Source organism: Streptomyces sp. NPDC050743 (assembly GCF_044456925.1).
In the GTDB taxonomy this organism is placed as follows: domain Bacteria; phylum Actinomycetota; class Actinomycetes; order Streptomycetales; family Streptomycetaceae; genus Streptomyces.
The window spans coordinates 1-13,490 of the sequence record NZ_JBITGJ010000053.1 but is presented as its reverse complement, the minus strand read 5'-3'; the positions used below and the strand labels follow the sequence as shown (position 1 = coordinate 13,490).

The window sequence follows — 13,490 nt, the reverse complement described above, 5'->3', positions numbered from 1 at the left end:
GGGGACTGTCGGTGGCTGGTGGCAGGATCACCGGCATGGGTTTCGTGCGTACGGCTCCGGCGCGGCCTGTTGAGGTGACTGCGGTCTTTCCTGAGCTGGCTTTGTTGGCGCGTCCTGCGGTGCGGCTGCATCCCCGTCCCGGGTCGCCTTCGGTGGGGGAGAGTTCGGTCGCAGGGCCGTTGCTGTGGCCGGCTCGGGAGCCGTGGCCGCATGCGAAGACTCGTACCTGCACCGTGACAGTGGGTTCCGCCGGCCGCTGGCAGAGGTACGGGTGGACAGGCGCAGGCTGGCCCGGCTGCAGGGTGATCCCCATGCTCCCGCCTTTACGCCCGAGGAGGAGGCGGCCAAGGAACAGATCGCTGCGAGGTTTGCGAAGCGACTCGGTGCCGGGCCTGCGCCCGCGGAGTGTCCGATCCCCATGTTGCCCGGGGCCCAGCCGTATGTGCGCGACGTGCCGCTGTTGCGGCCGCGCGGACAGGCTGATCTGCTCCAGGTCCTGTGGTGTCCCTACGACCACGATCCGGATTACAAGCCCGCGACTGCGCTGTTCTGGCGGTCCGCAGCCTCGGTCGTCGGTGTCCTTGCCACACCGCCGGAGCCGTGTGAGGCGGAATATCATGAAGTCGATCCGCGCCGACCGACCCGACGGCGCCCTGATGTACGTCATTTTGGATAACCTCTCCGCCCACACCGGCGCGACGATTCGCCGCTGGGCGAAGCAGAACAAAGTCCAACTGTGCTTCACCCCGACTCACGCCTCCTGGGTCAAGCCGATCGAGGCATACTTCGGCCCGCTGCGGCAGTTCGCCCTGGCCAACTCCCATCACCGCAGCCACCCGGCACAGACCCAGGCCCTGCACCGCTACCTGCGGTGGCGCAACGCCCACGCCCGCCACCCCGACGTACTCGCCGAGCAACGCAAGGAACGCGCCCGCATCCGCAGCGAGAGAGGTATCCGCTCGGGCGGACGCCCCCTTCAAGTCCACGCTGTGGAAGAACCTAGGCGCCGCTGTCGATCCAGCCACGTCCCGTTCGACATCCTGATGTAGGACGCATCGCCATACGACGAGCGACAGGACCTGATGAGGGAACACATGGATCAGCTGCTGCGCGTGCAGAACTTCACCATCTCGAGCGACGGCGTCGCCGCAGGCGAGGACCAGAGCCTGGAGCGGCCTTTCGGCCACAACATCGATCCGGGAAGGCTCTTCGCCTGGGCCGGCGCCACGGCGAGCTGGCCCATGCGCGCCGAGCCCGGGGGAAGCCGGGGCCTCGACGACTACTTCACCCGGGACTTCAGCCACAACATCGGCGCCGAGATCATGGGCCGCAACAAGTTCGGACCCCAGCGCGGCCCGTGGCACGACCACGAGTGGCGCGGCTGGTGGGGTGACGAGCCGCCCTTCCACACGCCAGTGTTTGTCCTGACCCACCACAAGCGTCCATCGTTCACGCTCTCCGACACCACGTTCCATTTCGTGGACGGCGACCCCGCCACCGTTCTCGCGCAGGCGCGGCAGGCTGCGCAGGGCAAGGACGTCCGGCTCGGCGGCGGCGTGACCACCATCCGGGAGTTCCTCGACGCCGACCTCGTCGACACCATGCATGTGGCCGTCTCACCGGTGAAGCTCGGGTCCGGGCTACGCCTGTGGGACTCGCCCCAACAGCTGCTGGACCGGTTCCACATGGAGGTCGTGCCCAGCCCGAGCGGCGTGATGCACCACCTCTTCTGGCGCAAATGACAAGAGAGACAACGCGGGAACCTCAGCACGGTCGACGCGAGCGTTCCAGCAGATGAACGCGTAGACGTGGGCGAGTTACCACTGCAGTCCCCGGTAGTCGCCCACAACCACCCACCACCCACACGTGCAGCAGACCTGCCGACGGTTGTGCGCCTCAAGGCAGCCCCCAACCGGGCCGCGCCGATGGCACCCCCTGAATCGGGGCGACCTCCGTCTCAGGGCGGGTGGGCAGCTCCCGTCCCTGCACCTCGACGACCAGGTCACGCTGCTTGTCGCGGCGGACCGGGGCAAACCGGTGCCGGGGCTGCCGAAGGCAGCGGCGGCTACCGCAGTGATCTGCGGAGCGGCGGCAGAGCTTGCGTCCCCGCGCTGGACCGGGACACGGATGGTCCTCAGCCTCGCAGAGAGGCCGGACTCTCGCGCCTGGCCGCGGGAACCGCCGTGCGCGGGTGCGTCGGCGCCCCCGCGTCAGAGCCGCCCGAGCGCATCAGCTCGCGCCACTCCTCCGCGCTCCGGGAGACCGGCTCCGTCGTGGCGATGAAGTCCTCCAGTACGGCCAGGAACCGCTGCGGATCGGTGTGGAAGGGGAAGTGGCCCGCGCCCTCGAAAACCTCCAGGCGGCTGCCGGGCATCGCCGCGTGCGCCACCTCGGCGTGCCGGGCGGGCACCACCTGGTCGCGCGAGCCCCAGACCAGCAGGGTCGGCATACCGGCAGTCAGATAGCAGCGGTCGAGCATGGTCACCACCTGGCCACGCCAGTCGACCACTGCGCGCAACGTGCGGATGAACGCATCACGCGAGGCCGCATCGGGCAGCGCGTCCACCAGCCGCAGCAGATCCGGGGCGTCCTGACCGAGCCCGGTATCGAGCAGTTTCAGCAGCCGGATCGTCAAGACGGTCTGCGCCCGCACCGTCGGAAGCCGCAGCGAGGACAGGACCAGATGGGCTCCGGGCAGCGAGGCCGCGCGCAACGCCGGGGTGACGCCGCGGCCCACCCCGCCGGTACTCACCAGCGCCAGCCGCTCGGTGCGCTCGGGGAACTGGTAGGTGAACTGCATGGCCACCCCGCCGCCCAGGGAGTGCCCGACGAGCGTCACCTTGTCGATGCCCAGCACCCCCAGCAGGTCCCGCATCCCGTTGGCATAGGCGGGCACCGAATAGTCGCCGCGGGGCTTGTCGGAGGACCCGTGGCCCAGCAGGTCCGGAGCGATCACCGTGTAGTGGCGAGCCAGCTCGGGAATCAGATCGGCCCAGGTGTCGGACGAGTCACCGATGCCATGGATCAGCAGCACGGCCGGGCCCTTGCCGGCCATGCGGAACGCCCAGCGGTGGCCGTGCACGATGCGGTACTGGCGCGGGATGGACTTATGGATCACACGGAGCTGCGCGGGCTCGCCAGGCTGTGGAGGGATGCTCGCCACAGTGACTCCTCTCCAGGGGCGCACGCGCCCTCGGCGACTCGTCGGTTAACGCGCTCGTAACCTCATGCGCGTTGGAGGAATCTAAATCGACAAGTCGATTTATTGGAGTTGGCTACATCACACCTCGCCTCGGCCAGATCCGCCCCGGAGGCATCGGAGTGCCGTCGCGACCTGCACTTCTGGGTGCGAGTGCGGCTCATCACAAGACGACTCATGTGGCATACGGCACAGAAGCAGTACGCGCCGCCGCTCAGGGGGCGGTGCCCTTCGGGCTCACGGAGCCGCCACCTCGCTGTGCCAGGTGACGCGCCGGGGATGCGGGTGCCCGAAGCCCGACTTGAACCATCTCCCGGGATCTACCCGCATCCTCCCGCGTCGGACACACGCGGTCACACCAGCAACGACGATCGGAAGAACGTGCCGGAAGAAGAGATACGGTCCGGCGGATGGAGACACAGGAACCACTGCCCTGATGACCACCAGCCAGTAGTGGCCTCGTCACGCGGAAGATCTACTCACCGCCCCCAAAGGTGATTCGGCAAAACCGCAGTTCATTCAAGGCCCATTGACCACAGAGTGAGCCGCGCGGGCGGCGCCGCGCATGCGGGGCAGATGCGTCGTTCGTTCGCTGTGGTGCTCGGGGCTACTGCGGAGGTTGGCCATGCCCCGAACCGTCTGGTCCGGCGCCATTTCGTTCGGCCTGGCCGGTGCCGATTAACGTGGTCGGCGCCACGGATGACCACAGCATTCGGTTTCACCAGTTCCGCATCGAGGACATGGGCCGGATCCGCTACCGCAAGATCTGCGAGCCGGAGGACCGCGAGGTCTCCCAGGACGAGATCGGCAAGGCCTATGAACTGACCAAAACCCAGGTCATCCCGATCACGGACGAAGATCTGAGTATCCTGCCGTTGTCGACCGCGAAAGCCATCGAGATCGATGCGTTCGTGCTGTTGGGGTCGATCGATCCTCTGAAGATCGCGGAGGGCTCCCACCTCCAGCCGTCCAGTCAGGTGGCGGCCAAGCCGTACAAGCTGCTCGTCCAGGCCCTCGGCCGTTCGGCCAAGGCGGTCGTCGCGAAGTACGCGTGGAGCGGCAGGGAGAGACTCGGCCTGCTACGCGTCCGCGACGATGTTCTCGTGCTCCACGCCATGCGCTGGCCGGACGAGATCCGCGACCCCACCGAGTTGCTGCCGCCGCCGACCGAGGTGACCGATGACGAGATCAAGGGGGCGCTCGCCCTCATGGACGCCATGACCACGTGGCAGAAGCTCACGGCCGTGGACCGCGTCCAGGTGTACGAGACGACCGACCGCGAACTCGTCGTCGCCGATTACCGCCTCCACGGCCGCGTCCTGGCCACCGGGAAGCAGTTCGCCTTCGACATGGTGATGTTCGCCCGCATCCGAGGCGGACTGATCATCTGGTCGCGTATCTACTCCAACCCGCTCGACGGGGCGATCGCCTTCGACGCGGCCGAGGGACTGCTTGCCGCGATCACGAGTGCTTAGGGCCCCTCGCCCCTGCTGATCACAGGCGATCACTTGGTCCGTTGGCTTTGTGCGCCCCGGTGCGAGCCAGGCGATAGGACTCGGTGCCGGTCTGGATGAGGCTGGCGTTGAAGGTGAGCTGGTAGCGAGTCCGCGTAACAGGGTGTGTCTTTGTGGCAGGGGGTTCGCCTGGGCGTTCCTGAATCCATCTCTCCCGATTCCACGGGCTGGTTTCCCTGCTCGACGCGGATTTCGCCGCGGTTGGTCACTCTGCGCCGACGTGGGGCTGGATCTCCACCGTGAAGACGGCGTCGTCCGGGCCGGTGCCTTCTTCGTCTGCCCACACGATCACGCGCGTGTGCTGCTCGCAGATGCCGTTCACCTTCCACTCGGTCGCCAGGTCGGTGACGACGAGCGCGGCGACGTACTCGGCGCCCTGCCTGGGGGTATCGGTGGTGATCTTTCCCCGCCAGCGAGGGGAGTGGCCGCCGAGGGGTCGCCAGCCGGCGGAGCCGTGCGGCTCCTCCACCCGGTACGCCCAAGTCCTCTCGGTGCCCATGACACTGTTCCTGTCTCCGTAAGGAGCCGCCTGCGCCAAAGATCACGCTGCGTCGAAGTCCGACCGTGGCCGCACCTCCACGACGAAGTCCGCATCCTTCATCTCGCCCGCCTCGTCGTGCCAGAGGAAGACCCGCACGTGCATCGCGTGATGCAGGCCGGTCCTCTCCCACTCGGCCATGAGGTCGGCGACGATGCGGCCGATGGCGCGCTTGGCGCCCTCGTCGGTGTCCGGAGCGGTGATCGCGCCGTGCCACTGTTCGGGGTAGCTGCCGTAGGGACGCCAGCCCTCGGACCCGTGCGGCTCGAACACCCGGTACGCCCAGTCCGTATTGGTGTTCATAACACCAATCGTGTCACTGCGAGGAGCCTCATGCGCCGCATCGGCTCGACGCCCGCCCAGCGCGGGTGCGGAGCGAACAACAGCTGCCCCGACGTCCTGGAGTTGGAGGACGGCGACTTCCTCGTGATCGGCAAGCGCCGCCTCCTGACCGCGCCGGAGGCGGAGCGGATGAACGAGGTGGGCGCGTCGATCGGCGAGGACGAGTGCGTGGTCATGGTGCCGCGCGACTGCATCCTGGCCGCCGCGAAGCAGCTGGCGTCACAGGGGGTCGCCGGGGCGGAGCGATAGGGGCGGCCGGCTGACTCGAACACCGCAGATCGATACCCTCCCCGAGTGGTGGATCACGCAGGCATGCCGTACGGCGACATGTGACGGACACAGGGTTCGAGGAGTTCCGCTTCGAGCTGATGCGTGAGCCGGGGTTCGTGAACGTCGACGGGCGCAAGGGGCCAGCGGACCGCTAGCGGTGTCCGCCACGTTCCAGGGCGGCGAGGAGACCGCTGAGGCCGCATTCCCTGACCCGGTCGTTCCTTGAGGATGTGCAGGCCGTGCACGGGCTTCCCGTGTCGGGCCGCGCGATGGGGATGGCCCAGCTGGTGGTCAGCGAGGGTGACCAACGCCCGCAAGTACGCCCCGGGTCCCTGCCTACTGACGCTGGAGGTCAGCGACGGTGCCCGCGCGGTGACGGGGTGGGACAGCGAGCCGCGGATGCCGATCGTCCAGGCGGCGGACCAAAGCCGGGTGGGCCGGCACGGGCTGTAAAACGTAAGGACCGTGTGCCGGAGCATTGAGGTACATCGCGAGCCGGTAGGCAAACGGATCAAGGCGGCCGTGGCGCTCGCCGCCGCGGTGGTCAGCTGCGAAGCGGAGGGCTTCAGCTGCTCCGGGGCGCGGTGGTCGAAGAACAGGGACGCGCCGGTGTCGAGGGTGGCGATGGAGGCCATCTGCTCGTCGGTCAGCTCGAAGTCGAAGACGTCGATGTTCTCCGCCATCCGCTCCGCACGGACGGACTTGGGGATCGCGACGACGCCGCGCTGGGTGAGCCAGCGGAGCACGACCTGTGCCACGGACTTGCCGTGAGCCTGACCGATCTGGCTCAGCAGCGGGTTCGTGAACAGGTTGTTCTTGCCTTCGGCGAACCCACCCCAGGACTGGATCTGGATGCCGTGCTCGCGCATCAGCTCCTGGTCTGTGGCCCGCTGGAAGAAGAGGTGGACCTCGATCTGGTTGACCGCCGGCGTGGAGGAGCGCGGCACCACCATCACGCAGCTGCTGGAGGACCTCGCTGCCCGGGAGCTCACGGTGGCCGAGCGGGAGCAGCGCGCCCGAGAGGCTGCCCGGGAGCTCGGCATCGAGTACACCGAGCAGGTCCAGCAGGTCGGCCAGGACGCCTGGGCGAAGATCCGCGCCCATCAGGACGGCGCCGCCGCATGAGCTTGACGGCCGTCTTGGACCACACCGCTCTGGCCGCCCTGTTCCGTGCGGATCCCTTCTTCACCGGCCTCTACATCGAGGCCTCGCGTGGCACTGGCCGGGTCATCATCCCGTCGCTGTCCGTGCTGGCCGCCGAACGGCAGGTCGCTGGTGCCGGCAAGCATGCGGCGTCCCTACGGTTCGTGGAGAACGTGCCGTTCACCTCGACGCACGCGGTGGATGCGATGGAGTGGAGAAACGTCGACTGGCCGGTGGCGCACGCGGCAGCGATCGCCTGGCAGGCGGTGAAGGCGGGCGAGCCACTCACTGTCCTGTCGCTGGAACCCGCGCTGTACGCGGGCACCGGCATTACTCCACTGAACCCGACCTGACCTTCGGCCTGGCGGGTCTGCGGCGCCGGCCGCAGACGGTTGTCAGATCGGCGGGTATGGAAAACGAGACGGCGACGCGCGACGAGCGGCTACGGGAACCGGAGGCGGATATTGACGCCCTCGCCGATGCCGCCGGCGCGCCGCAGGAGCGCTCGATACCCAGCGTATGGGCACGATCGAACGAGTTCTGTTGGCTCTTGCCTGTGCGCAGGGCGTCGCCCCGTACAGCGTGTGGATCACCTCGGCGCAAGACCGGGCGACGGAGCACACCTGGAACGCGAACGTCTCCGGCCTTGATGTGACAGACAGCCGGTAGCGCAGCGTACATGATCCCGCACCAAGCGTCCGCCGTTGAGCCGTGCCCTCGGTGGATGACCAGCCGGTCGGCACAGGCCGTGTACGGCGAGCACCTGATCCGCATCGGCCAGCTCATTCCGGCCCTGCTCTACAGCAACGTGATGGACCGCCGGGAGCTGACCGTGGCGCACGAGCGCGACGACCGGGACCAGATTGCTGGCAACGGTGGGCCTGCAGGCGATGGAGTGCCGCGACGACCTGCTGGAGACAGCGGTCGTCCTGGACGTGCTCGCCCTGTGCCGCCCGCCGGGCGGACATCTGCCCTGGCCCTGCCAGGAGGAGCCCGGCGGGCTGGACGAAGCGGATGAGCTGCGCAGGCGGATGGGGTCGCGTGCTGGGCGTGGGGTTGCCGGTTGCCGGGCAGGTCGTGCAGGCCGGCGTGCTGCATCGGCAGTTCCACGGTGCCGTGGCCGGCGTGGATGCTCGGGCTCGGGCGGAGCTTGGCGTGCACCGGGCGGGAGCCGTGGGTGCCGGGGGAGGTGGTGCGGGTGCCCATGGTGGGCTCGGTCGGCCAGGCGTGCTCGGCCGGGCGGTTCGACGGCGGGCGGTCCCGCCGGGTGTCGTGCCCGGAGGCGGCGGCGTGCAGCGTCCGGCGGGCCGGCTGCGCCGGCGGGTGCTCACGGGCCATCACGCGGATGGCTTCGAACCGCCTTTTCGGGGACGTCGCCTCTCCCGGCGGTTCGCAGTGGACAAGATCTTGGAGTGTCCGCCGGGGTCGGCCGGCGCATTCGACGGACCGTCACCTGCGTCCGGCCGTCCCTCCGGGGGCTCCGGCACCACCGACCACTCCGCTCGGCGTCAGTGGGCGCGTGACGCCGTGTCGGGCTCCAGCGGCACCCGATCCCGCTCAAGCGTCGCCCACTCGTCGAAGATCAGACCGTGATGTATCTCACGAAGCGGTCAGAGCGGAGCTATCTCACAAAACCGATATAGCAGATATCGGACCGGTCGCGGCTGCGCAGGAGTCAACCCGCCGCGCGAAGGTCCCGCTGCCACCTGGACTGAAGCCGTGCGACAGCCAGACCGGCATGCGCGCCCTGGATGGGTTGCCCAGGCCGTACGGGACACGCTCGGCATGGACATAGGTGATCGAAGCGGACGAAGCAGTGACAAGCCACACAGGGACAATCCCTTGCCTCATGGACGGCCTCGGGGTGGGATCGCAGTCAACGGCCGAGCGTGGTCTAGTCCACTATGAGGAGCATCTATGCGCAGGATTCATGCGCGGCGGCGCACTGCGGTCGCCGCAGCCTGGGTCACCAGCCTCACCAGTTTCGCAGCGATAACAGGGCTCTTGTCTGGTTCCGTCGCCGTCGCTGCCCCCGTGCAACCGGCGCAAGAAGTCAAGCCCGTGCCGGCGGCCGGGCAGCAGTCGAAGAGCGCGCCCGGCAGCCTGATGACCACTGCGCAGTGCCGGGCGAAGTGGGGGTTCGACTGCTACAACGCGATCCAGTACCGCCAGGCGTACAACCTGAACCCGCTGTACAAGGCAGGAGTGACCGGCAAGGGGCGCACGATCGTGATCGTGGATCCGTTCGGCTCGCCGACCATCCAGAAGGACCTGGACGTCTACAGCGCCCGGTTCGGCATGAAGAGCACCCATGTCGACGTGGTCAAGTGGGGCAACGTCCCGCGCTTCGACCCCAGCGACGCCGACCAGCTCGGCTGGGCCGGGGAGACCACCCTCGACGTGGAGATGGCGCATGCCATCGCCCCGGACGCACACATCGTCCTGGCGGAAACCGGAGTCGGCCGGATCGGGGACGGCACCACCGGCCTGAAAGAGGTCATGGACGCCGAGAAATCGCTCATCGACCGCGGCGTGGGCGATGTGATCAGCCAGAGCTGGGGCGTGGCGGAGAACAACTTCCCCGGCTTCAGCAAGGGTGACTTCTCCAGCATCCAGAACCTGCGGTACGCCTACAAGGACGCGGCCAAGCACGGTGTGACCGTCACCGACGCTTCCGGCGACAGCGGACCCACCGACACCACCTCGAACGGCCAGACAACCTATCCGTACAGGGTCAACGCCTGGCCGACCGACGACCCCCTGGTGGTCTCGGTCGGCGGCACCCAGCTGCACCTGGACGCCAACGGCAACCGCACCGCGCCGGACAGCGTCTACAACGACCACGGCGCCAGCGGCGGCGGCCAGTCCCACGTCTTCGCCCGTCCCTCGTATCAGAACGGGGTGGCCGGCAGTCACCGCAGCACCCCGGACGTCTCCATGTCCGCCGCGCTGAAGGGCGGCGGATGGGTGTACTCCAGCTACGACCCCAAGCGGGTCGGCTGGGAGGTCTACGTCGGCACCAGCGAGGCCAGCCCGCTCTTCGCAGGAATCGTGGCCCTGGCCGACCAGGTTGCCGGGCACCGGCTGGGAGACATCCACAAGGCGCTGTACTCCCTGTACGCGAAGTCCTCGTCGAACCCGTCCACCGGGATCGTGGACGTGAAGGACGGCACGAACAACAGCTACGCGGGAGTCACCGGCTACACCGCGGTGAAGGGCTACGACATGGCGACCGGTGTCGGAACGATCGACGCGGCCCGCTTCGTCCCGGCCCTCGCCAAGGCAGGCTGACCCCATCCTGTCCCCGAGGCGCGGGCGCCCGGCGTACCACTGCCGGGCCCCGCGCCGGGACGGCGGCTCGTACACGCAGACGCACGCCGCCCGAAGGTGAAGGACCTGACCGCGTCGCTTCGGCTACCTGCGCGGTCGCAGGTGGAGCCGCGCGAACTGGACCGATTCGTGGGCGAGGCCTTCCGCGCCCGGACGGTGGAGATCACCTTTCACGGCTGTACCGGGGAGACGATCGTCGGCGCGCTTCCCCAACACATGGAGGAGCTTCTCGACGATCCCAGACCGACCAGGCGTGTCTGCATCAGAGTGCTCGTGCCGGATTCCGGGCAGCCCATGATGCCCCGTCCAGGGTGGGGCCGAACGGTGAACCGCTCGACGACCCCGCAGTCCGGCGACACCGGGAACGGATGTGCCAGGGCTACGACCACTCGCCGTCCGCATTCACGGAGCGGCTCAACGGGTTGGGGGCGAGTGACGGTGGCAAGCGAGTTCCGTCTCTATCCCGGGATACCGAGGGACAAGTCCTGCATCATCAACCGGGAGTTGGTGCTGCACGGTCTTTACGATGTGGTCTCCCGGCCGCTCATGCGTCTGTCGGACCCTGAGTACTACGACCCCAAGGGCTACCGCACCGATCTGAAATCCTGGCCCGCGAGGGACACCGACGGCACCAGGGCCGCTGTCGCCACGTGGAACAAGCACCTGGACGGTTTGTGGAGCCAGGCGACGGTGCCACCCTGGCGGCGAGTGACGGCGACGTGATCAGGAGCTTGTCGGGGCGGCCTTCTGGTAGCACTGGCCGCGCACCGGGGCCGACGACCCGCACCGAGCACCGACACTCTTGTCGGCCCCGGACGGAGCATCAGCTGATCAAGACCAGCGCATTCCCAGCGTCGACAGTTCCTCTACCCGCTGCGGTGCCATCTTCGCTTTCCGGCTGCGATGGTGGGCGATGAACACACCCAGCGCGTGCTCGTGGCCGACGCCCGTTTCCATGTGCTGCCGGGGGACCTCCAGGTGCCCTTCTCGCTGACGGCATTGGGGGGCGGTCGCCAGGTTTGCCGCCCAGATCTCCGTCCGGCCGCGCCGTGCCGCTGGGCGGAGAGCTGCTCGGGCGGGAGCGGGGCCAGGTCACGCAACGCGCCTAGCAGCCACTGCTGTTCCCGACCCGGGAAGGCGCCGGGGCCTCTCGCAGGCCCTGGCAGCGTTGAGCGTCAGAGCAGTCCACAGCGCTGCAGATCGCAAGCAGAGGGCTGGCATGCTGCGGGAACGGGGCCTCGCCGTCAGCGAAGCCTGGCGGGACGAGCTCCCACTGACCGTCAGCCGGTCTGGCGGATCGAGGCGCCGACGAGGATGCCGTCGGCCACGGTGTAGTCGCCGGCATACGTCTTGAGCGTGCCGTCGCTCTGGGTGGCATACAGGACGGCCTGGACGCGGGAGACTCCGAATGCGCTGCTGGTGCCCAGGGTGATGCTCTGGGTGGTGGCGAACCCGGCCACCCACCGGTCGTAGGTCGTCCCGGCGATGTGCGAGCCGCCGAGCGCCCAGGCGGCCGCATAGTCGTGATCGGTGATGTCCTGGTAGTACTGCGAGACCACCGCCGAGGCGTTGGTCAGCTGCGGCCGAGGAGCCGCCGGGGGTGCCGTCCTGAGCACGACGGCCGTCATGGCCGGTGCCGCGGACGTCGGCGTAGGGCCGGCGGATGGGGCGGTCGAGGTGGGCGGCACCGAGGCCGGCACGATGCGCGTCACGGCAACGGCCGGAGCTGCCCCGGAAGCGGTTCTTGCGGAGCAGGCGGCGAGAGGCAGGACAGCGAGCAGAGCGACAGCCGAGACGATACGGCGCACGGACCCCCTTGTTTGGCGGTGCGGAAGTTGCTGCGAACACCGTGGCATCTGCGCACCGAGCGGTGGGTGGTGTTGGGTGGAACGGCCGGCCGGGGGATCATGTCGGTTCGGCGCCCAGGGCGGTTTCGAGTTCCTGGCCGCTCCAGCCTTCCTTGGTACGCCACAGGACGTGCACTTTGAAGATGTCGTGGAGGGTGTCGGCGGTGCCCGGGCGCTCCCAGCCGGTGCAGGGGTGGCCATCTGTGAGGTGAGGATCCCGGCTATCGGTAGGGGAATCCCTGTCGCACATTCGCCCGCCCATTCCGTCACTCCGGGAACCTCATGTCATCGGATCTCGGGGAGGCTCAGAGGACGGCGAATGTGACGGCATCGCCTCCGGGTCCGCGTCAGGATCGACACGCACCCACGGCAGGTCCTCGAACTGCGCGACGATCCGGCTCCAACCACCGCTTCGCGCACCGCCGGTGGGAGCGGCATCGTCCAACCAGATCTCCGTGCCCGACGGAAGGTCCTCCGGTCCGCGCTCGGTCCCGATGACGAGGGTGAACTCGGGCTCATCGGGGCTGCTTCGACTGAAGTACGTGTCCCCGTCGCGCCACGCTTCCAGGGCGAAGCCCGCAAGGATCGCCCGCCCGTGGCGGCCCTCGGGAAAGAGCAGAAGCAGAGTGTCGCCCCGCACGGGCACGTCGGAGTCACCGACACGGGCCGCCAACGCCTTGATGGGGACGGCGGGCTCGACCTGGAGACCGAAGCCGGTGCGGTGCGAGCCGGTCACGGTCACAATGTGGTACGGCACGCCACATCTTCCCACCCTCGTGGGGCTTTCCCACAAGCCGGGCGCCGGTGGCGGCCGGTGGGCGGAACACCGCGTCGCCCCAAAACTCCTGTCCCAATGAGCTTTCGGCTCAGGAGTCGATCTCCCAGTGGAGAGCTCCAGCCTGAGCGGGTGCCTTGAGGATCTTCACGAGTACTGTCGGGTCCGTGCCCGGCGGGAGGTCCACGGCGAGGTAGGTCCCCTGGAGCCATTCGTGCGGCAAGTCGGCCTCGACGACGCTGCCGTGCAGGAGTTCGTGCAGTTGTTCCCGATCCGGATGGTCGACGACGAGAGCGATCCGGAGGGTCCGGTGGCCGGACTTCTCCAGCACCACAGTAACCAGGTGGTTGCTGTCTATGGTGACCACGTCGCGGTAGCAGATGCCGTAGTTGAAGGCTCCCCTCCCTGGAGGGAGGGGATGCGTCACCCTCCAGGGTTGAGCGGGGATTTACGGCTCAGGCCGCCACCGGAGCCGGCGGCTCGGGTGGTCTTACGCCCTCGGCACCGTCCGGGTTCCAACCTGCCCGGACCA

15 protein-coding genes and 2 pseudogenes are annotated in these 13,490 nt (G+C 68.4%); 9 read left to right on the top strand and 8 right to left on the bottom strand.

What is annotated here, in order from left to right; all coding sequences use genetic code 11:
• Positions 1-617 precede the first annotated feature (617 nt).
• Together ACIBJF_RS34890 and ACIBJF_RS34885 are read left to right on the top strand one after the other, a co-directional pair.
• Positions 618-974 (top strand): annotated as a pseudogene (locus ACIBJF_RS34890) (transposase); the annotation flags it as partial.
• A gap of 120 nt (positions 975-1,094) precedes the next feature.
• Entirely contained in the window at positions 1,095-1,742 is a 648-nt protein-coding gene (locus tag ACIBJF_RS34885; RefSeq protein WP_399179855.1) for a dihydrofolate reductase family protein, read from the top strand.
• Between the two features lie 392 nt (positions 1,743-2,134).
• Here the strand turns inward: ACIBJF_RS34885 and ACIBJF_RS34880 are convergent, their stop codons facing one another.
• Positions 2,135-3,154: an alpha/beta fold hydrolase gene (locus ACIBJF_RS34880; RefSeq protein WP_399179930.1), complete on the bottom strand. Its 1,020-nt coding sequence runs from the start codon at positions 3,152-3,154 to the stop codon at positions 2,135-2,137.
• A 716-nt stretch (positions 3,155-3,870) separates the two neighbouring features.
• Here ACIBJF_RS34880 and ACIBJF_RS34875 point away from each other — a divergent pair.
• On the top strand, positions 3,871-4,674 hold the full coding sequence (locus ACIBJF_RS34875; protein ID WP_399179853.1) for a Ku protein: 804 nt from the start codon (positions 3,871-3,873) through the stop codon (positions 4,672-4,674).
• A 244-nt stretch (positions 4,675-4,918) separates the two neighbouring features.
• Here the strand turns inward: ACIBJF_RS34875 and ACIBJF_RS34870 are convergent, their stop codons facing one another.
• Both ACIBJF_RS34870 and ACIBJF_RS34865 read right to left on the bottom strand, forming a co-directional pair.
• Positions 4,919-5,212 carry a hypothetical protein gene (locus tag ACIBJF_RS34870; protein WP_399179851.1) on the bottom strand — a complete coding sequence of 98 codons (294 nt, stop codon included), beginning with the start codon at positions 5,210-5,212 and terminating at the stop codon, positions 4,919-4,921.
• A 42-nt stretch (positions 5,213-5,254) separates the two neighbouring features.
• The gene (locus tag ACIBJF_RS34865) at positions 5,255-5,554 is read right to left on the bottom strand and encodes a hypothetical protein (protein ID WP_399179850.1); all 300 of its coding nucleotides are present in this window, start codon (positions 5,552-5,554) and stop codon (positions 5,255-5,257) included.
• Between the two features lie 30 nt (positions 5,555-5,584).
• On the opposite strand from ACIBJF_RS34865, the gene ACIBJF_RS34860 reads away from it, so the two are divergent.
• Positions 5,585-5,842 (top strand): hypothetical protein, encoded by a 258-nt coding sequence (locus ACIBJF_RS34860; RefSeq protein ID WP_399179848.1) that lies wholly within the window; start codon positions 5,585-5,587, stop codon positions 5,840-5,842.
• A 593-nt stretch (positions 5,843-6,435) separates the two neighbouring features.
• On the opposite strand, the pseudogene ACIBJF_RS34855 reads toward ACIBJF_RS34860, so the two are convergent.
• A pseudogene (locus ACIBJF_RS34855) lies at positions 6,436-6,795 on the bottom strand (aldo/keto reductase); the annotation flags it as partial.
• Here ACIBJF_RS34855 and ACIBJF_RS34850 point away from each other — a divergent pair.
• From ACIBJF_RS34850 to ACIBJF_RS34830, 5 genes are all read left to right on the top strand, one after another.
• The gene (locus tag ACIBJF_RS34850; protein ID WP_399179846.1) at positions 6,782-6,988 is read left to right on the top strand and encodes a hypothetical protein; all 207 of its coding nucleotides are present in this window, start codon (positions 6,782-6,784) and stop codon (positions 6,986-6,988) included. The pseudogene ACIBJF_RS34855 and the gene ACIBJF_RS34850 overlap by 14 nt on opposite strands.
• Positions 6,985-7,359, top strand: a complete 375-nt coding sequence (locus ACIBJF_RS34845; RefSeq protein ID WP_399179844.1) for a PIN domain-containing protein — start codon at positions 6,985-6,987, stop codon at positions 7,357-7,359. The genes ACIBJF_RS34850 and ACIBJF_RS34845 overlap by 4 nt, the downstream gene beginning before the upstream one ends.
• A gap of 166 nt (positions 7,360-7,525) precedes the next feature.
• The gene (locus ACIBJF_RS34840) at positions 7,526-7,675 is read left to right on the top strand and encodes a hypothetical protein (RefSeq protein WP_399179842.1); all 150 of its coding nucleotides are present in this window, start codon (positions 7,526-7,528) and stop codon (positions 7,673-7,675) included.
• A gap of 1,392 nt (positions 7,676-9,067) precedes the next feature.
• Positions 9,068-10,297: a S8 family serine peptidase gene (locus ACIBJF_RS34835; protein ID WP_399179840.1), complete on the top strand. Its 1,230-nt coding sequence runs from the start codon at positions 9,068-9,070 to the stop codon at positions 10,295-10,297.
• Positions 10,298-10,774: 477 nt separating this feature from the next.
• Positions 10,775-11,059 (top strand): hypothetical protein, encoded by a 285-nt coding sequence (locus ACIBJF_RS34830; RefSeq protein WP_399179838.1) that lies wholly within the window; start codon positions 10,775-10,777, stop codon positions 11,057-11,059.
• A 108-nt stretch (positions 11,060-11,167) separates the two neighbouring features.
• Here ACIBJF_RS34830 and ACIBJF_RS34825 read toward each other — a convergent pair whose 3' ends face one another.
• From ACIBJF_RS34825 to ACIBJF_RS34810, 4 genes are all read right to left on the bottom strand, one after another.
• Positions 11,168-11,368 (bottom strand): helicase associated domain-containing protein, encoded by a 201-nt coding sequence (locus tag ACIBJF_RS34825; RefSeq protein WP_399179929.1) that lies wholly within the window; start codon positions 11,366-11,368, stop codon positions 11,168-11,170.
• Between the two features lie 248 nt (positions 11,369-11,616).
• Positions 11,617-11,964 carry a hypothetical protein gene (locus tag ACIBJF_RS34820; protein WP_399179836.1) on the bottom strand — a complete coding sequence of 116 codons (348 nt, stop codon included), beginning with the start codon at positions 11,962-11,964 and terminating at the stop codon, positions 11,617-11,619.
• Positions 11,965-12,463: 499 nt separating this feature from the next.
• On the bottom strand, positions 12,464-12,919 hold the full coding sequence (locus tag ACIBJF_RS34815; RefSeq protein ID WP_399179834.1) for a hypothetical protein: 456 nt from the start codon (positions 12,917-12,919) through the stop codon (positions 12,464-12,466).
• A gap of 130 nt (positions 12,920-13,049) precedes the next feature.
• The gene (locus ACIBJF_RS34810; RefSeq protein WP_399179832.1) at positions 13,050-13,385 is read right to left on the bottom strand and encodes a DUF4265 domain-containing protein; all 336 of its coding nucleotides are present in this window, start codon (positions 13,383-13,385) and stop codon (positions 13,050-13,052) included.
• Positions 13,386-13,490: the final 105 nt, after the last annotated feature.